17 protein-coding genes are annotated in these 17,275 nt (G+C 74.1%); 8 read left to right on the top strand and 9 right to left on the bottom strand.

All coding sequences use genetic code 11. The annotated features are described in order from the left end of the window. Positions 1 to 164 precede the first annotated feature (164 nt). Both O7629_RS08825 and O7629_RS08820 read left to right on the top strand, forming a co-directional pair. A complete protein-coding gene (locus O7629_RS08825) occupies positions 165 to 449 on the top strand; it encodes a GNAT family N-acetyltransferase (protein WP_278168576.1) in 285 nt (94 codons plus the stop codon). Further along, complete coding sequence (locus O7629_RS08820; protein ID WP_278168574.1) at positions 442 to 1,536, top strand: PQQ-dependent sugar dehydrogenase; 1,095 nt, start codon at positions 442 to 444, stop codon at positions 1,534 to 1,536. Before O7629_RS08825 ends, O7629_RS08820 begins: the two co-directional genes overlap by 8 nt. On the opposite strand, the gene O7629_RS08815 is transcribed toward O7629_RS08820, so the two are convergent. Further along, complete coding sequence (locus O7629_RS08815; protein ID WP_278168572.1) at positions 1,492 to 3,261, bottom strand: glycoside hydrolase family 3 protein; 1,770 nt, start codon at positions 3,259 to 3,261, stop codon at positions 1,492 to 1,494. The genes O7629_RS08820 and O7629_RS08815 overlap by 45 nt on opposite strands. A 125-nt stretch (positions 3,262 to 3,386) precedes the next feature. On the opposite strand from O7629_RS08815, the gene O7629_RS08810 reads away from it, so the two are divergent. The 4 genes from O7629_RS08810 (at position 3,387) to O7629_RS08795 (ending at position 6,714) form a co-directional block, all read left to right on the top strand. Next, positions 3,387 to 3,521, top strand: coding sequence for a hypothetical protein (locus tag O7629_RS08810; protein ID WP_278168571.1), 135 nt, complete (start codon positions 3,387 to 3,389; stop codon positions 3,519 to 3,521). Between the two features lie 97 nt (positions 3,522 to 3,618). Further along, a complete protein-coding gene (locus O7629_RS08805) occupies positions 3,619 to 5,256 on the top strand; it encodes a RecQ family ATP-dependent DNA helicase (RefSeq protein ID WP_278168570.1) in 1,638 nt (545 codons plus the stop codon). 56 nt (positions 5,257 to 5,312) lie between these two features. Beyond that, entirely contained in the window at positions 5,313 to 5,816 is a 504-nt protein-coding gene (locus O7629_RS08800) for a hypothetical protein (RefSeq protein ID WP_278168568.1), read from the top strand. A 100-nt stretch (positions 5,817 to 5,916) separates the two neighbouring features. After that, positions 5,917 to 6,714 (top strand): TerC family protein, encoded by a 798-nt coding sequence (locus tag O7629_RS08795; RefSeq protein ID WP_278168567.1) that lies wholly within the window; start codon positions 5,917 to 5,919, stop codon positions 6,712 to 6,714. On the opposite strand, the gene O7629_RS08790 is transcribed toward O7629_RS08795, so the two are convergent. Genes O7629_RS08790 through O7629_RS08755 form a run of 8 tightly spaced genes read right to left on the bottom strand, consistent with a single transcriptional unit; the run spans position 6,706 to position 15,381 of the window. Beyond that, entirely contained in the window at positions 6,706 to 7,692 is a 987-nt protein-coding gene (locus tag O7629_RS08790) for a DNA topoisomerase IB (RefSeq protein ID WP_278168566.1), read from the bottom strand. The two genes, O7629_RS08795 and O7629_RS08790, sit on opposite strands and share 9 nt — an antisense overlap. Continuing rightward, a complete protein-coding gene (locus O7629_RS08785; RefSeq protein WP_278168564.1) occupies positions 7,673 to 8,689 on the bottom strand; it encodes a glycosyltransferase family 9 protein in 1,017 nt (338 codons plus the stop codon). Before O7629_RS08785 ends, O7629_RS08790 begins: the two co-directional genes overlap by 20 nt. Further along, complete coding sequence (locus tag O7629_RS08780) at positions 8,686 to 9,384, bottom strand: SDR family oxidoreductase (protein ID WP_278174459.1); 699 nt, start codon at positions 9,382 to 9,384, stop codon at positions 8,686 to 8,688. The genes O7629_RS08785 and O7629_RS08780 overlap by 4 nt, the downstream gene beginning before the upstream one ends. Then, complete coding sequence (locus tag O7629_RS08775) at positions 9,378 to 10,835, bottom strand: PfkB family carbohydrate kinase (protein ID WP_278174458.1); 1,458 nt, start codon at positions 10,833 to 10,835, stop codon at positions 9,378 to 9,380. The genes O7629_RS08780 and O7629_RS08775 overlap by 7 nt, the downstream gene beginning before the upstream one ends. Positions 10,836 to 10,849: 14 nt before the next feature. After that, positions 10,850 to 11,587, bottom strand: a complete 738-nt coding sequence (locus O7629_RS08770) for an SIS domain-containing protein (RefSeq protein ID WP_278168562.1) — start codon at positions 11,585 to 11,587, stop codon at positions 10,850 to 10,852. A gap of 1 nt (position 11,588) precedes the next feature. Next, positions 11,589 to 12,803, bottom strand: a complete 1,215-nt coding sequence (locus tag O7629_RS08765; RefSeq protein WP_278168561.1) for a glycosyltransferase — start codon at positions 12,801 to 12,803, stop codon at positions 11,589 to 11,591. Next, positions 12,788 to 13,765, bottom strand: coding sequence for a glycosyltransferase (locus O7629_RS08760; RefSeq protein WP_278168560.1), 978 nt, complete (start codon positions 13,763 to 13,765; stop codon positions 12,788 to 12,790). Before O7629_RS08760 ends, O7629_RS08765 begins: the two co-directional genes overlap by 16 nt. Next, on the bottom strand, positions 13,762 to 15,381 hold the full coding sequence (locus O7629_RS08755) for an HAD-IIIA family hydrolase (protein ID WP_278168559.1): 1,620 nt from the start codon (positions 15,379 to 15,381) through the stop codon (positions 13,762 to 13,764). The genes O7629_RS08760 and O7629_RS08755 overlap by 4 nt, the downstream gene beginning before the upstream one ends. A 113-nt stretch (positions 15,382 to 15,494) precedes the next feature. Here O7629_RS08755 and O7629_RS08750 point away from each other — a divergent pair, with 113 nt between their 5' ends. Continuing rightward, complete coding sequence (locus O7629_RS08750; protein WP_278168558.1) at positions 15,495 to 15,938, top strand: SRPBCC family protein; 444 nt, start codon at positions 15,495 to 15,497, stop codon at positions 15,936 to 15,938. A gap of 124 nt (positions 15,939 to 16,062) precedes the next feature. Further along, positions 16,063 to 17,115: an SDR family oxidoreductase gene (locus O7629_RS08745; protein ID WP_278168557.1), complete on the top strand. Its 1,053-nt coding sequence runs from the start codon at positions 16,063 to 16,065 to the stop codon at positions 17,113 to 17,115. The last annotated feature ends 160 nt before the right edge of the window (positions 17,116 to 17,275 follow it).

The following is a 17,275-nucleotide window of genomic DNA, read 5'->3' as shown; positions in this document are numbered from 1 at the left end:
CGTGACGGTGCCCCGGAGCATCGGCCCGCCGCCGGCCTGCCGCCGCACCGCCGCCGGCCTGCCGCCGCGCCCGCCGGCGGGCCGACGGTTAGGCTCGAAGCCGTGCCGGCCTGCCGATGAGTCGGCCTGACCAAGTCGGCCCCTGACCGAGGAGGTGTCCGACCGTGACAGTGCTGGTGGAGGACAACCCGGCGCGGAACCGGTTCGAGATCCTGATCGACGACGGCCTGGCCGGGTTCGCCAGCTACCGGCCGGGCCCGGCGGCGGTGACCGTGACGCACACCGAGATCGATCCCGCGTACCGGGGACGGGGTGCCGGTGACGCCCTCGCCCACGGCCTGCTCAGCGAGCTCCGCGACCGGGGCGAACGGGTGGTTCCCCAGTGCTCGTTCATCGCCGCGTACATCGACCGGCATCCGGAGTTCGCCGAGCTGGTCGCCGGTGACTGAGCGGCGCTGGCCCGGCAGGGCGCGTACGGCGGTCGCGGTGGTCGGCGTGCTCGTGCTGGCCGCCACGGTGGTGGCGGCGGGCGGCTGGCTCGGCTGGTTCAGCGACCCGACGATCTCCGACGCGCCCGAGGCGTCGACCGACGTCGACGTCGTCGCGACCGGACTCGCCGCGCCGTGGGACCTCGCGTTCCTGCCGGACGGCACCGCACTGGTGACGGAGCGGGACACCGCCCGGTTGCTGGCCGTAGACGCGCAGGGCAGCACCCGGGAGATCACCCGGGTCGACGAGGTCGTCCCGGACGGGGAGGGCGGCCTGCTCGGCGTGGCGGTGTCCCCGCAGCACGCCGCCGACGGCTGGGTCTACCTCTACTACACCGGCACCGCTGACAACCGGGTCGTCCGGTTCCAGCTCGGGCCCGACGGCCCGACGACGCCCCCTGAGCCGGTGCTGACCGGGATTCCCCGGGCACCGACCCACAACGGCGGCCGGATCGCTTTCGGTCCGGACGGGATGCTGTACGTCGGCACCGGCGACGCTGGCGAGCGGGGAGCCGCGCAGGACCCAACCGGGCTGGCCGGCAAGATCCTGCGGGTGCAGCCGGACGGAACCGTACCGGCAGACAACCCGCTAGCGGGATCACCGGTGTTCAGTTTCGGCCACCGCAACGTGCAGGGACTGGCCTGGGATCCGGCCGGGCAGCTGTACGCCAGCGAGTTCGGGCAGAACCGGCACGACGAACTGAACCGAATCGAGGCCGGCGGGAACTACGGCTGGCCGGAGGTCGAGGGGGTGGCCGACCGGGCGGAGTTCATCGATCCGGTGGCCACCTGGGCCCCCCGGGACGCCTCCCCCAGCGGTCTCGCCCACCACCAGGGCCGGCTCTGGCTGGCGTGCCTGCGTGGCCAGCGGCTGTACCGGGTCGCCCCGGACGGCACCGACGCCGAGACGTTGCTCAGTGGCGAGTACGGCCGGCTGCGGCACGCGGCGGTGGCGCCGGACGGCAGCCTGTGGGTGCTCACCTCGAACCGGGACGGGCGCGGTTCACCCACCGGCGACGACGACCGGATCCTGCGGATCAGCGGCTGACCGGTCCGCCGTAGGGTCCGGCCCGGTCGGGCCGGGCAGCACCGTCGGACCTGGCACCGTTGGACCCGACCCGGTCGGACCCGGCGTGCCGGTCCTGGCCACCGGCGTCTGCCAACCGGCCAGCCACTCGGCGGCGGCCCGGCTGTTCGCCCAGCTCGCCCCGTAGGTCGACAGGTGGACGTCACCGGCGACCCGCACCGGTACCCCCATCTCGACCACGACGGCGTCGGGTCGGACGGCGAGCGCGCGGTCGACCGCCACCGACATCCACCGATGCCGGTGCAGGTCGCGGACCACCAGGACGAGGGCGTGGTGACGGGCGGCGAGCAGCGCGGTGTCCAGCGGCTCAACCGGTCGGCCAGGAACGTCGGCTGCCGTTGACGGACCCGCCGACGCGTCGAGATCCCGCTCGGTCAGTCGGACGGTGAGCGTCCCGGGCCGCAGCGTGGCCAGGGCCTGGCCGATGCCCCACGGGGTCTCGGCCCCGATGGCGATGTTGTGCGGCGGCGCGAACTCCACCACGTACGCGGGTCGGGTCAGCGGCAGCCGGGTCGCAGCCCGGATCCGCAGCGCGCGCCGGGCGGCGGCGAGCCCGACGGCGGACCGCACCGGGCCGGGCGGCGGTCCGGCGGACGCCAGCGTGTCGGACCCGCTGCCACCCGGTACGGGTCCGCTACCACCCGGTACGGGTCCGATTCCGTCCGGTCGGCGGTGCCGCACCGACCAGTCCGCCAGCTGCCGGATCCGTTCCGCCGCCTCGGCCAGCCGCTGGGCCGGCAGCTGTCCGGTGACGACCGCGTCGACGATCCCGTCGGTCAGTCGCCGGACGGTCTCCTCGTCGGCGTGTTCGCCGCCCACGCAGACGGCGTCGACCCCGGCGGCGAGCGCCCGGACGGTCGCGCCGGCCAGACCGAAGCGCCGGGTCACCGCCCGCATCTCGATTCCGTCGGTGATCACCGCGCCGGTGAACCCGAGCCGGTCCCGCAGCAGGTCGACCAGGACCGCACGGCTGAGGGTGGCCAGGTTGGCCGGGTCGATCGCCGGGACGAGCAGGTGTCCGGTCATGATCGTCCGGGTGCCGGCGGCGATGGCGGCCCGGAACGGGGTCAGCTCCACCGCGTCCAGCCGGATCCGGTCGGCGTCGATGCGCGGTACGGCGGCGTGCGAGTCCACGTTGGTGTCGCCGTGTCCGGGGAAGTGTTTGGCGCAGGCGGCGACTCCGGCGTCCTGCAGCCCGCGGATCCAGGCGGCCGTGTGCCGGGCCACCAGGTGCGGATCGTCGCCGAACGCGCGTACCCCGATCACCGGGTTGTCCGGATTGGAGTTGACGTCGGCAACCGGGGCGTAGTTGACGGTGACTCCCGCGCCGGCCAGCTCCAGACCGAGATCGTGGGCGACCCTCCGGGTCAGTTCCGGGTCGTCGACCGCACCGAGGGCCAGGTTGCCGGGTCGGGAGCTGCCGTGTCCGGATTCGATCCGGGTCACGTCACCCGCTTCCTCGTCGATGGCGACCAGCACGTCCGGCCGTTCGGCGCGCAGCGCGGCGGTGAGCGCGGCGACCTGTTCGGGGTCGCGGACGTTCCGGGCGAACAGCACCACGGCACCCAACCCGTCGGCGACCCACCGGCGCACCCAGTCCGGTGGGCTGGTGCCGATGAACCCGGGCTGCAGCACGGTGGCCGCCATCCGCCGCACACTGGGACTGGAATCGACCATGCGGCTCATGTTCACATCACGGATAGTTTTAGTCAATAAACCTTCCTATTAACCGGGACCGCCCTGCGGCGACGACGCCGGCGCCGTACGGCACCGTCTGTCGCCGGGCGGCCCCGGTGTGGCACAGTGCGTAAGTGGATCCGTTCGTCCAGTACGCCGCCGAGGAGACCAGCTGGCAGGACATCCCCGGTGTCCAGGTGGTCGGTGCCGTCCTCGGCATCCTGCTCCTGATCGCCGCGCTACGGGCGATGTTCGGCAAAGGGCGGTGAGCGCGGCCCGGCGAGCGCCCCGACCGGTCGGCCGGACAGGTCGCCGGAGCGCCCGGCCCGTTTGGCGGTGGTCGGCGCCGGGTAACCACGATTTCCGATGAAGCTGCCCCTGCACTCGCCCCGGCTGCGCCGCGCGGCGCGCCAACGCTTCGGCTGGTCGGCATTGCGGCCCGGCCAACTCGGCGCGATGCGGGCCCTGCTGAAGGGCCGCGACGCCCTGGTGGTGCTGCCCACCGGCGCCGGAAAATCGGCCGTCTACCAGATCCCGGCCACCATGCTGCCCGGCCCGACCGTGGTGATCTCTCCGCTGCTCGCGCTGCAGCAGGACCAGATCGCCGCGCTCAACCAGCGCGGCCAGGCCGAGCTGCGGGCGGTACGGATCAGCTCCGCGGAGAGCCCGGCCCAGCGACGGGCGGCGCTCGACGACGTCCGTGCGGGTCGGGCCAGGTTCCTGTTCACCACACCGGAACAGCTGTGCGACCCGGACCGGCTGGCCGAGGTACGACAGCTGTCCCCGGCGCTGGTCGCGGTCGACGAGGCGCACTGCGTCTCGGCCTGGGGGCACGACTTCCGACCCGACTACCTGGCCGTCGGCCACCTGGTGGAGCAGTTGGGCCGCCCTGCCGTGGTGGCGTTGACCGCCACCGCCTCGCCACCGGTGCGCGACGACATCGTCCACCGGCTCGGGCTGACCGATCCGCACCTGGTGGTGGCCGGACTCGACCGGGGCAACCTGTTCCTCGAGGTCGCCCACTGTCCGACCGAGGACTACCGGTGGCGCCGGCTGGTCGCCCTGCTCGACGTGGAACAGCCGCCCGGCATCGTCTACGTGCCGACCCGGCGGGCCGCGACGGAGCTGGCCGGTCAGCTCGCCGCCGCCGGCTACCCGGCCCGCTGCTACCACGCCGGTATGTCGGCCACCGCCCGGCAGCAGTTGCACGACGAGTTCCTCGCCGGGCAGGTGCCGGTCATGGTGGCGACGTCCGCGTTCGGCATGGGCATCGACAAACCGGACGTACGGTGGGTGGCGCACACCGCGCTGCCGGACTCGCCCGACAGCTATCTGCAGGAGATCGGGCGCGGCGGCCGGGACGGCCGGCCGGCCCGCGCGCTGCTGTTGTGGCGGGCCGAGGACATCGGTCTGCAGCGGTACTTCACCACCAGCCCGCCTGATCATGACGAGTTGCGCGGCGTCGCCGAGGTGCTGGACGTCGAGCCGGCCACCCGCGCCGAGCTGCGCCGCCGCACCGGGCTTGGCGCCCGCAAACTGAGCCAACTGCTCGCCCTGTTGGAGGAGGTGGGCGCGGCCCGTACCGTCGCCGGCACCCAGACCGTTCGTCCGTTCTACGCGCCGGACCCGGCGCGGGCCGCCGCCGACGCGGTGGCGGCGGCCGGACGTCGCCAGACCGTGCAGCGCTCCCGTACCGACATGATGCGGGCCTTCGCCGAGGCGACCGGTTGCCGCACCCGGGCGCTGCTTGCCTACTTCGGGGAGCATGTGGCGGACGTCTGTGGCCATTGCGACAGTTGCCACGCCGGGACCAGCACCGCCGACAACGGCGCCGCCGGCCCGTTCCCGGTACACAGTATGGTGCGACACGCGGAATGGGGGGCCGGCCTGGTACTCGGGTACGAACAGGACCGGATGACGGTCCTCTTCGACGGTGTCGGCTACAAGACGTTGTCGGTGCCGGTGGTCAGCGACCAGGGTCTGCTGGCCGCCGAGCAGCGCTGAGGATCGCCACCGTCGGACGCCGGTCCGACGGGCAGCAGGTTGAGAGGGGCAAGAGCGTGACGGAACTGCCGGTGTACACCGAACTCGGGTTCTCCGACGAGGAATGGGGGCTGCTGGTCGGGCTGCCGCAGGCGGTGCTGAACGCGGCCAGCGCGGCCGAGTCCGACGGTGGACGGCGGACCCGGGCGGAGAACGCCGCCGGGCTGGAGACGATCAGCGCCGGCCGGGAGTCGGCCAGCCCGCTGGTCGCCGCGGTCGCCGGGGAACTGGTCAGCCGGGTCGGCGATCCGGAGACCGGCGAGGAGTTGCCGGTGATCGAGCCGGCCGACCCGCAGGCGCTGATCGCCGACGTACTGGCCCGGGCGGGTGCGGCGGCCCGACTGCTCGCCGACCGGGTGGACGACGGTGAGGCCGGGGCGTACAAGCACTGGCTGGTCGGCATCGCCGAACAGGTGGTCGGCGCCGCGAGCACCGGCGGGGTGCTGGGCATCGGCGGCGAGACGGTGACCGAGTCGGAGCGGCGGTTCCGCGACCGGCTCGCCCACGTGCTCAACGACTGAACGGGAGGGCTCCCGGTGTGCGGGCGGTTGACCACCGCCAGTACGGTCTGGGATCGCGGGCCGCACCGGCCCGGTGGACACCCCTCTCCCGGGAGCATCGATGGAGCTTCTGACCAGCCCCGAGTTGTGGATCGCGTTCGCGACCCTGCTACTGCTGGAAGTCGTGCTGGGCATCGACAACGTCGTGTTCATCTCGATCCTCGCCGGTCGGCTGCCCGAGCACCAGCAGGCCAGGGCCCGCACCATCGGGCTGTCGCTGGCCCTGGTCACCCGGCTGCTGCTGCTCGCCTCGTTGTCCTGGGTGATCGGGCTGACCGCACCGCTGTTCGAGGTGTTCGGGCAGGAGATATCCGGACGTGACCTGATCCTGCTGCTCGGTGGGGGCTTCCTGCTGGTCAAGGCGACCTACGAGATCCACGAGCACCTGGAGGGCGCGGACCACGGGCGCAGTGGTAAGACCGCGTCGTTCGCCGGAGTGATCGCCCAGATCCTGGTGCTGGACGTGGTGTTCTCGCTCGACTCGGTGATCACTGCGGTGGGCATGGTCGACCAGCTGTTCATCATGGTCGCCGCCGTGGTGGTCGCGATCGTCATCATGCTGGTGTCGGCCGGGGCGGTCAGCGGGTTCGTCAACCAGCATCCGACGGTGAAGATGCTGGCCCTGTCGTTCCTGCTGCTGATCGGTGGCAGCCTGATCGCCGAAGGGCTCGGCCACCACATCCCCAAGGGGTACGTGTACGGGCCGATCGCGTTCTCCGTCTTCGTGGAGTTCCTCAACCTGCGGCTACGGTCGCGCAAGCAGGCGGCGGCACCGGTCAGCCTGCACCCGACGTTCGTCAAGGAGCAGCCGGCGGCGGCCGGCGGTACGGACAGCGCCGACCGGACCGACTCAGCGTAACGGGAGCAGTCGGCGGACCGCCTGCTCGGCGGCCGGCCGGCTGGGCTCGCCGGTGCCGAGCCGGGCCACCCGACCCCGGTGGAACGACTCGACCACCCGCGGGTCGACGTAGGAGGCGCGGGCGACCGTGGGTGTGTTGCCGAGCAGCTCCGCGACCTCCCGCATCACCGCGGCCACCGTCCGCCGCCGGGCCGCCGCCGATCGCGGTACCCCGGCGGCCGCCAGCCGGGTCGCGGCGAGCACGGTGGCATGCCAGGTACGGAAGTCCTTTGCCGTCATCTCGGTGCCGCTGGCCTGACGCAGATACTCGTTGATTTCGTCGCTGTGCACGTCCCGCCAGCGCCGCCCGTCCCAGTAGCAGAACAGCCGCTGCCCGTCGTGCCGACGACGACGCAGTGCCCGCAGCACGGCACACACCTGCGCGTCGTCGATCCGCCGGACCTGGGCGACGCCGCCCTTGGCCGGGAACTCGAGGACCACGCAACCCCGCTCGAGCCGGGCGTGTCCGGGCCGCAGCGTCGCCACCCCGAACGTGGGCTCGTCGCCGGCGGCGTACTGGTCGTTGCCGATCCGGAACATCCCCAGATCCAGCAGGCGCACCAGGGCGGCCAGCACCCGTTGCCGGTCGAGACCCCGGCCACGCAGATCGGCGTCGACCCGGTTCCGCAGCCGGGGCAGCCGGTCCGCGACCCGCCGCACGTGCTGGAACTTGGCGACGTCCCGACGGACCCGCCACTGGGGGTGGTAGAGGTACTGCCGCCGGCCGGCCGCGTCCACGCCGACGGCCTGGATGTGACCGGACGGGTGCGGACAGATCCACACGTCCCGCCAGGCGGGTGGGATCACCAGCGCACGCAGCCGCTTCAGCTCCGCCGGGTCGGTGACCGGCTGGCCCCGGGTGTCGAGGAAGGCAGTCCCCCGACCCCGGCGCCGGCGCCGGTATCCCGGCCGGTGCGGGTCACTGCGCCGCAACCGCATCGCGTTCCACCTCGCCGATCGCGGCGAGCACCTCGTCGACACAGATGGCGACCATCGCCGGGTGCCAGTCGGCCACCGGTCCATCGGCGGGTCCGTCGGCGGCTGGCGGGTCGCCGGCTGCGGAGTCGGCAGCTGCGGGGACGGCAGCCGGCTCCTCGACCCCGGCGGACAGCAGCGGATAGTGGACCACCCGGTGCCGGGTCCGGTGCACCGGTGGGCCCCAGCGGGCCGGCGACGTGGGACCGAACAGCAGCACCGACGGTACGCCGAAGGCCGTTGCCAGGTGCCCCGCGCCGGTGTCGGCGGCGACCAGCAGACGGGCGTGCGCCAGCAGGGCGGCGAACTGGTACAGGTCCATCCGCCCGGCGCAGACCGCGGTGCCGGGCAGCCCGGCACCGGCAGCGACCGCCTCAGCCAGCGGACGCTCGGGTGCCGACCCGGTCACCACCACCCGGTGTCCAGCGGCGGTCAGCCGACCGGCCAGCTCGGCGAACCGGTCGACCGGCCATCGGCGGCGCGGCGCCGCCGCACCGGGGTGCAGTACGGTCACCCCGACCGGCACCCGGTCCGGTACCGGACGGGGCAGCAGCAGGTCGGTGGGGTCACAGTCGACGCCGTACCAGGTGAGCAGCCGGCACCACCGCGCCACCTCGTGCTCGTCGTCGCGCCACGGTGGGCCGTCGTGGTGCGCCGCCGCCGGACACCGGTACGCCCACAACCGGCCCGGCCGCGTCGCGGCGAGCAGCCGGTGCGACTGCGGGCCACGGCCGTGCAGGTTGACCGCCCAGTCCGGGCCGCTGTCGAGCAGCGGCACCGCGTCCAGCCCGGACAGCGGCACTAGCCGGTCCACCGCGCCGGTCAGGCCGGCCAGCGGGGCGAGCCAGGCCGGCGCGGCCAGGGCGATCGTCTCGGCCGGGTAGGCGGCCCGCAGCCCACGCAGCGCCGGCACGGCGGTGGCCAGGTCACCGATGCCGAGGGCGCGCAGCACCAGGATCACGGGTAGGACGTCTCCCGGTCCGCGCAGATCACCATTTCGCGCACCGCGCAGCCGGCCGGCTGCTGCAGCGCGAACAGCACCGCCGCCGCCACGTTGCCGGGGTCGTTGAGCGCGGCGTCGGCCGCCGGCCGGTACCGGGCCTCGCGCTCGTCGAAGAACGCGGTCCGCATCCCGCCGGGCACCAGCAGGGTGACGCCGACGGTGCCGGCGAGTTCGGCCGCCAACGCCCGGGTGAACCCGACCACCCCGAACTTGGCCGCGCAGTACGCGGTGGCGTCACCGACCGCCTTCACTCCCAGGGTGGAGGCGATCGTCACCACCGAACCGCCGGCCGAGGTCAGCCAGGGCAGCGCCGCCCGGATCACCGCCGCGGTGGCCAGCAGGTCGACCGTGACGACCCGTTCCCACACCTGCGCGGGGGTGTCGGCGAGGCGGCCCGGCACGTCCATCCCGGCCGCGGTGACCACCGCGCTCAGCCCGCCGGTCTGCTCGGCGAGCCGGTGGGTGGCGGCCTCGGCTGCCCGGGTGTCGGCCAGGTCGCAGTCGAGCCAGGGCACTCCGTCCGCTGGCGGCTGCCGGTCGATGACGCATGGCCGGTAGCCGGACTTGGCCAGCAGGTCGACGACGGCTGCGCCGAGACCGCTCGCGCCGCCGGTGACCAGCACCGCCGGGCTGCCGGGATGGTTCGTCACGATGATTCCTCCACAGTGGTGGTCGACGGAACGGGCCGCCCGGCACGGGCGGCGGCGATCATGCCGGTGGTGGAGCGTCCGTCGAGGTACGGCACGATCGCCGTCTGCCCGCCCCATCGGCGTACCACTTCGGCCTCGGGCAGGTCCGGCTCGGCGGTGCCGCCACCGGCGTAGTCGCCACCTTTGACCCAGATGTCCGGCCGCAGCCAGCTGAGCACCGCGTGCGGGGTGTCCTCGTCGAAGACGACCACCGCGTCCACGCAGCCCAGCGCCACGAGCAGCCGGGCCCGGTCGTGCTCGCCGACCACCGGCCGCTGCGGCCCTTTCAGTCGGGCCACGCTGGCGTCGGAGTTCAGGCAGACGATCAGGCAGTCGCCCAGCTGGCGGGCGGCCTGTAGCGCCGACACGTGCCCGGCGTGCAGCAGGTCGAAGCAGCCGCCGGTGGCCACCACGGTGCCCCCGGCGGACCGTACCCGGGCGGCCAGCGCCCCAGCGGCGCGCGGACCGACCTGCTCCGCCGACGCCGCAGCCAGTGCCCCGGTCTCCACCGGCACCGCGGCCTGGTCGGACCCGGCCAGCAGCCGCCGCAGCCCAGCCGTACCGCCGTCGGCGACGTACCGGGACGCCTCGGCGACCGCCGCCTGGACCGCCTCGGACACCACGGCTCCGGCGGCCAGCGCCGTCGCCGCAGCGGTGGCGAACCGGTCCCCCGCGCCGCAGGTGTCCCCGTCGGTGCTGATCGGCGTCGGCACCATCAGCGGCACGCTCCCGGCGTGGCACAGCAGCGCTCCGTCGCCGCCCATCGTCACCGCGACCGCCCCGGCCCGCCAGCGGCGTCGCAGCTCGTCGGCGCCCCGCGCGGCGGTGGCCACCCGGGTGTCCCCGACCGGCTGCCCGGTCAACTGGCGGACCTCGGCCTCGTTGGGGGTGATCAGCCGGGCACCGGCGACCGCCGCCGGGCCGCGCGGGTGCGGGTCCCACACCACCGGTGCGCCGGTCGCCGCCAGCGCCGCCCGCAGGCCCGGCAGCCGCGCCACTCCCCGGCCGTAGTCGCTGACCACCACCGCCGCAGCCGCCGCGAGCACCTCGGCGGTGGCCGGCGGCAGATCGCCGTGCACCCGGCCGTCCCCGCCCCGGTCCAGCCGCAGCAGCACCTGACCCCGGGTACGCAGCCGGATCTTCTCGGCGGTCGCGCCACCCAACGGCAGCGGATGCAGGTCCACGCCGGCCGCAGCGAGCAGCGCCGCGAGCCGACAACCGGCCGGGTCGGCGGCGAGCGCGCTGACCAGCACCACCGGGTGTCCCTGCCCGGCGGCGAGCGCCGCGGCCAGCCCGGCGCCACCGGGCCGGTCGGTGACGTACCGCTCGTCGAGCACCGGCGCGGCGGCGTCCGGGCAGACCCGGGTCACCGCACCGTCGACGTCCCGGTCGAGCAGGGTGTCGCCGACCACCACGATCGGGCCGGCGGTCACCGGACACCGCCGCGGACGTCCACCGGCAGACCGGCCGTCACGGCAGGCGCCGGGGACGCACCGGCGGGGAGGTCGACCGCATCGGCGGGGACGTCGACCGCATCGGCGGGGACGTCGACCGTGCCGGCGACGGCGTCGACCGTGCCGGCGAGACCGAGCACGCCGGGCAGTGTCTGGTCGACGTAGGCGCACAGCAGGTGCGCGGTGACCAGATGCAGCTCCTGCACCACCTGCGGATCGGCCGCCGGCACCGCCAGCACCTCGGCACACGCCTCGGCCAGCGGGTTCGGCACCGGACCGGTGCACGCCCAGCAGCGCAGCCCGACATCACGGCCAGCCCGGGCCGCGGCGAGCAGGTTGCCGCTACGTCCACTCGTGGACAGCAGCAGCAGGATGTCGCCGGGGCGGCCGTGGGCCCGTACCTGCCGGGCGAAGACCTCGTCGAAGCCGAAGTCGTTGCTGATCGCGGTGAGTGAGGAGGTTTCGGCGGTCAACGCGATCGCGGACAGCGGCGTCCGGTCGTCACGCAGCTTGCCGACCAGCTCGGCGGCGAGGTGCTGGGCCTCGGCGGCGCTGCCGCCGTTGCCGGCGATCAGCAGCCGGCCGCCGTGACCGAGCGTCCAGGCCAGCTCGGCACCCCAGCGACCCAGCCGGTTGGCCACCTGGCGGTACGGCAACAGCGCCTCAGCCAGCCCGGCGAGGTGGGTGTCGATGAGCGAGTTCACGTCGGACATCTCAGGCCACCACCCGGCTCGGCTGCCGCACCCCGCTGACCGTGCCGTAGATCGCGGTCAGCTGCGCCGCGGCGCGCTGCCACGAGTAGCACTGCCGCGCCCGGTCCAGCGCGGCGGTGGCGTAGGCGAACCGCCGGACCCGGTCGTTGAGCAACCGGCGCAGTGCCATACCGAGCGCCCGGGGGTCCCGGGGCGGCACCAGATCGCCGGTGAGGCCGTCGACGACGGTGTCGGTCAGCCCGCCCACGGCGGTGCCGACCACCGGCACGCCGCAGGCCATCGCCTCCAGCGGGGTGAGCCCGAACGGCTCGTACCACGGGGCGGCGACCAGCACGTCCGCCGACCGGTACCAGGACGGCATCTGTTCCCGGGGCACCCCGCCGACCAGCCTGACCCGGTCACCCACCCCGCACGACTCGGCCAGCTGGCGCAGCTGCCGGGCCTGCGGGTCGGTGTCCAGTTCGGCGGCCGGCGGGCCACCCACGACGACGCACTCCGCGTTCGGTACGAGTTGCATGGCCCGTACGACGTCCTGGAAACCCTTGCGGGCGACCAGCCGGCCAACGGTCAGCACCCGCAGCCGGCCCTCGTCACGCGGCACGGCCGGTCCGTCGGGGGCGAAGGTCTGCTCGTTGACGCCGGACGGCACCACCGAGAGCCGGCCCCGGGGCACCCCCATCCTGATCAGCTCGGCGACCTCGTCCTGGGACTGCGCGACCACCCGGTCGACGCTGCGGCCCAACGCCCGCTCGTAGCCGATGCGGCGGGGCGGACTGGTGTCCATCGCGCCCTGGTGGCGACGCTTGACCGTGCCCAGCGCATGGTAGGTCTGCACCACCGGCACCCCGGTCAGCCGGCCGGCGTGCACGGCGGCGAGCCCGCTCATCCAGAAGTGCGCGTGCGCGACCGCCGGGGTCCAGTCGTGGCTCCACTGTCCGGCCAGCCACCGACTGAACTGCGCCATGTGCGGCAGCAGGTCGTCCTTTGCGATGTGCTCGGCCGGGCCGGCCGGCACGTGCACCACCGCGACCCCGTTGTCCAACTGCACCAGTTCCGGCAGGTCCACAGCGTCCCGGCGGGTGAACACCCGGACCTCGTGGCCGTCGGCGGCGAGCGCGGTGGACAGCTCCGCGACGTGCGTGTTCTGGCCGCCGGCGTCCACCCCGCCGAGCGCGGCGAGCGGGCTGGCGTGCTCCGAGATCATCGCGATGCGCATAGCGCCTCCTCCAGCAGCTCGTCCCAGTCCGCGAGGAACCGGTCCAGTCCGTATCGGTCCTGCGCCGCGCGCCGCGCGCCGTCGCCGAGCCGGCGGGCCGCGTCCGGCTCGTCGATCAGCCACTGGGCGGCGTCGACCAGGGTCTGCACCCGGGTGGCGAGCACCCCGGCCGACGGCGGTACCGCGGCGACCGCCTCGGTGGTGCCGAGGACGACCACCGGCGTGCCCATCGCCATCGCCTCGATCAGGCTCAGGCCGAGTGAGGTCCACCGACACAGATGCAGGTACGCGCGGCGGCGGGCCACCTCGGCGTGCATCGCCGACTGCGGCACGTCGTCGTGGACGGCCAACTGCCCGGCGGCCAGCCCGCCGAGAACCTCGGGCAGCCCGGCGACTCCCATCCCGTACACGTCCAGCGGGGCGACCCGGGCGAACCGGGGCATCAGGTCGGTGCCGGTGACCCGTTGGCGGCGTACCGGCTCATTGGTGACCACAGCGAGCCGGTCGAGTTCGCCGCTGTAGCGGGCGGCCGGGGCGACGATGCCGTGCTCTATCACCCGGGTCCGGGTGCCGCCGGTGTCCCAGAACAGGTCGTTGAAGTGGGTGACGTGGACCACGGTGAGGTCGTCACGGTCGGCCATCGGATGCCGGCTGGTCGGCACGTCACCCTTTGGCGTGTTGTGCTCGACGTAGACCGCCGGCACGTCCCGACCGACGGTACGGCCGAGCCAGCTGGTGGCCAGGTCGAGCTCCTCGGGGCGTTGCAGGATCACCAGGTCGACCTCGGCGGCGGCGAGCTGCCCGGGGCGGATCTCGGTGACGCCGTCCGGCCACGGGTAGGTGCGCGCCCGGCCCAGCCCGTACGGCCCCCGGTCCGGGGTGACCGGCACCAGGTAGTGGTGCTTGCCGTGGACGAACGCGGTGGTCCACGACCCGTGGACGTGCCAGAGGAAGATGTTCATCCGGCCGTCCCGCAGATCAGTTCGACGGCCTCGACGACGCTGTCCGGGGAGACCGTCGACAGACACGGATGGCCGGGCACCGGGCAACGGGCGGCCCGGGTGTTGCGGCAGCCGGCGACCGGGTCGCCGAGCCGGACCCAGGGCACCCGGTAGGGGCCCCACTGGCCGAACGGCACCGTCGGCGCGAACAGGCTGACCACCGGGGTGCCGACCGCCGCCGCGAGGTGTGCGGGCCCGGTGTTGCCGACGACCAGCGCACCGGCCTGCGCGATGATTGCGGCGAGCCGGGCCAGCGAGGTCTGACCGCCGAGGTCGACACCGGACCGACCGGCCACCCGGCGGCTCAACGCCTGCTCCCCGGGTCCGCCGGTGACCACCACCCGGTGCCCGGCGGCGTGCAGCGCGTCGACGAACGCGGCACACCGCTCCGGCGGGCAGGCGCGGGACTCGACGGAGGATCCCGGGTGCACCACGACATAGCCCGGTGGTCCGGCCCGGTCCGGTCCCGACCGGGGTGTCGGCCCGGCGGCCGGCCGCAGACAGCCCGGGCGTAGCCGCAGCACCGGTTCGTCGTCGCCGGGCAGCGCGAACCCGGCGGCGGCGGCCAGCGACAACGCGCGTTCCGGCTCCGGTACGCCCGGCGGCACCCGGTGGCGCACGTCGAGCAGCGAGCCGGGGTAGTCGTCACTGATCGCCGCGATCCGGTCCACCCCGGCCTGCCGCAGGAGCAGCGCCAGCGGCAGCGGCGACTGGTGGAAGGAGGTGAAGATGATCGCCTCGTCGGCACCGACCTCGGCCAGCCGGTCCGTCAACCGGGTCAGGTCGGCCGGATCCACCGGACCGGGATCCGGGTCGATCCACGGCAGCGGCCACTCGATCAGCTCGCCGACACCGGGCAGCAGTTCGGCGGCGGCCCGGCCCCGCGGACCGCAGAGCATGACCACCTCGTCCGCCCCGGCCGCCACGGCGCGGATCGCCGGCCCGGTGACCAGTACGTCGCCGACCGAGTCGGAGCGCACGACCAGGACCCGGCCGCCGCGCGGGTCGGGCCCGTCGGGGGCGGTCGCCCGGTGCCGACGCAGGATGAGATCGGCGGCACCGGCCAGGTCACCAGCGACGGCGGGAGCGGCGGCCGTCTCCTGCGGTCGGGTCGTCTCGGTGGGTACCAGGATGCCGGTCGCGCCGGCGGCGCCGGCGGCGACGATGTCCCGGCCGATGTCGCCGACCACGACGCACCGCCCGGCGGTGGTGCCCAGTTCCCGGGCGGCGGCCAGGACCATGCCCGGTGCCGGTTTGCGGCACCGGCAGCCGTCGCCGTCGTCGTGCGGGCAGATCTGCCAGGTGTCGAACGGGCCGAGGAGTTCCTCGATCCGGTCGTGCACCCGACGCATGTCGTGCGCGGTGAAGTGGCCGCGGGCCAGGCCGGACTGGTTGGTGACGACACCGAGCCGCAGGCCGGCGGCGCGGAGCCGGTCAAGCGCGGCGCGGGCACCGCGCACCGGGCGGACCAGGTCCGGGTCGCCGTTGTACGGCACGTCGTGCACGAGCGTCCCGTCACGGTCGAAGAGCACCGCGTCGAACAGCCCGCGGCCCCGACTGATCAGTTCGCTTCGCACCTGGCTCCGTTTCCCGGGTGCGGGGCGAGTAAACCAACCACGGCGTTCGTCCGGTCCGCACCATTTCGCCGGTGGCCGGGTTAGCGCGCCGCCCGCGGGGTACCCGGCTGATCGTGGCTGTCGTGCAGCGGGTGATCCCCGCCCCGCCGGACCAGGTGTTCGCCGTGCTGGCGAACGGCTGGTCGTACAGCGACTGGGTGGTCGGCACCGTGCACATCCGCGACGTCGACGAGCACTGGCCGCAGTCCGGGGCCCGGCTGCACCACACGGCCGGTCCCTGGCCGCTGTCGTTGTCCGACACCTCCACGGTGATTTCCTGCCAGCCGGGTGACGAGCTGACGTTACGGGCCGGGCTGTGGCCGCTGGGCGAGGCGACGATCGTGTTCCGGCTCGCACCGACCCCGGGCAACGGCACCCGGGTCACCATCGCCGAGTCGTTCACCGGAGGGCCGCTGCATTGGATCCGTACGAAGCTCGACGATCTGGTCCTGCACCACCGCAACCGGGAGACGCTGCGCCGGCTGTCCGACATCGCCACCCGGCAGACCGTCGGGTGACGCCGGCACGCCACGGCCTGGGCCCGACGGACGGGTCCACGGCAGCAGGGCCCAGTCAGGGCAGGCCCTGCCTGGGCAGGTCAGTGGACGGGTGCCGGACGGCACCCGCAGGGAGGTGATCGGGATGAGCCAGACCGTGATGATCACTGGCGCGAGCGCCGGCATCGGACGCGCCACCGCCCAGCGGTACGCGCGCCGCGGCGCCCGGCTCGGGTTGCTCGCCCGAGGATCGGCCGGCCTGGCCGCAGCCGCCGCGCAGTGCCGTGAGCTGGGCGCCGAGGCGGTGGCCACGTACCAGGTGGACGTCGCCGACGCCGCAGCGGTCGACGAGGCCGCCGACGACCTGCACCGACGCAACGGCGGCCTGGACGTGTGGATCAACAACGCGATGGTGTCGGTCTTCGCCCCGACCTGGGAGATCAGCGCCGACGAGTTCCGACGGGTCACCGAGGTCAACTACCTCGGCACGGTGCACGGCACGCTGGCGGCGCTGCGACAGATGCGCCCGGCCGGAATCGGCACGATCGTGCAGGTCGGGTCGGCGCTGGCGTACCGGGGCATCCCGCTGCAGTCGGCGTACTGCGCCAGCAAGCACGCCATCCAGGGATTCAACGACTCGCTACGGGCCGAACTGCTCCAGGCCAGCCCCGAGATCAAGCTGTCGATGGTCCAGCTGCCGGCGGTGAACACACCGCAGTTCTCCTGGGTGCGCACCCACCTGCCCCGACACCCGCAACCGGTACCGCCGATCTTCCAACCCGAGGTGGCCGCGGCGGCGATCTGCTGGGCCGCCGACAACGGCAAGCGGGAGGTCAACGTCGGTGGCCCCACCCTGCGGGCTCGGCTCGCCGACGTCATCGCCCCCGGGCTGCTCGACCGGCTACTGGCGATCCGGCAGGTCGGCTTCGACTCCCAACAGACCGACGAGGTCATCGACCGGTCCCGCTGGCGGGACAACGTGGACGCCCCGGCCGATGCCGAGGTCGATCACGGCGCGCACGGCGCCTTCGACGACCAGGCACGTCGGCGGTCGCTGGCACTGTGGGCCGTGACGCACAAGCAGACCGCCACCGCCGCGGTCCTGGCCGCCGCGCTCGGCACCGCTCGGGCGATGGTCGGCAACGGGCCGGCCCGGCTGTGGGCAGCGGTCCGTCGACCGGTCGGGCGGGCGGCGTGACTGTCTGACACCATCGCCGCCCGTTGGGCCGCCGGTCGCCGCCGTCGAACCGGCGGCCGTGGCACACAAGGGGGATACAGCCCGCCCGCCCACCGATGCATCATCGATCGCAGATGACGATCATGGGGCGGCGGCGACCGTCGCACCCAACCAGGAGGTG

The organism is Solwaraspora sp. WMMD792 (genome assembly GCF_029626105.1).
In the GTDB taxonomy this organism is placed as follows: Bacteria; Actinomycetota; Actinomycetes; order Mycobacteriales; family Micromonosporaceae; genus Micromonospora_E.
This window is presented reverse-complemented; position numbering and strand designations above follow the sequence as displayed.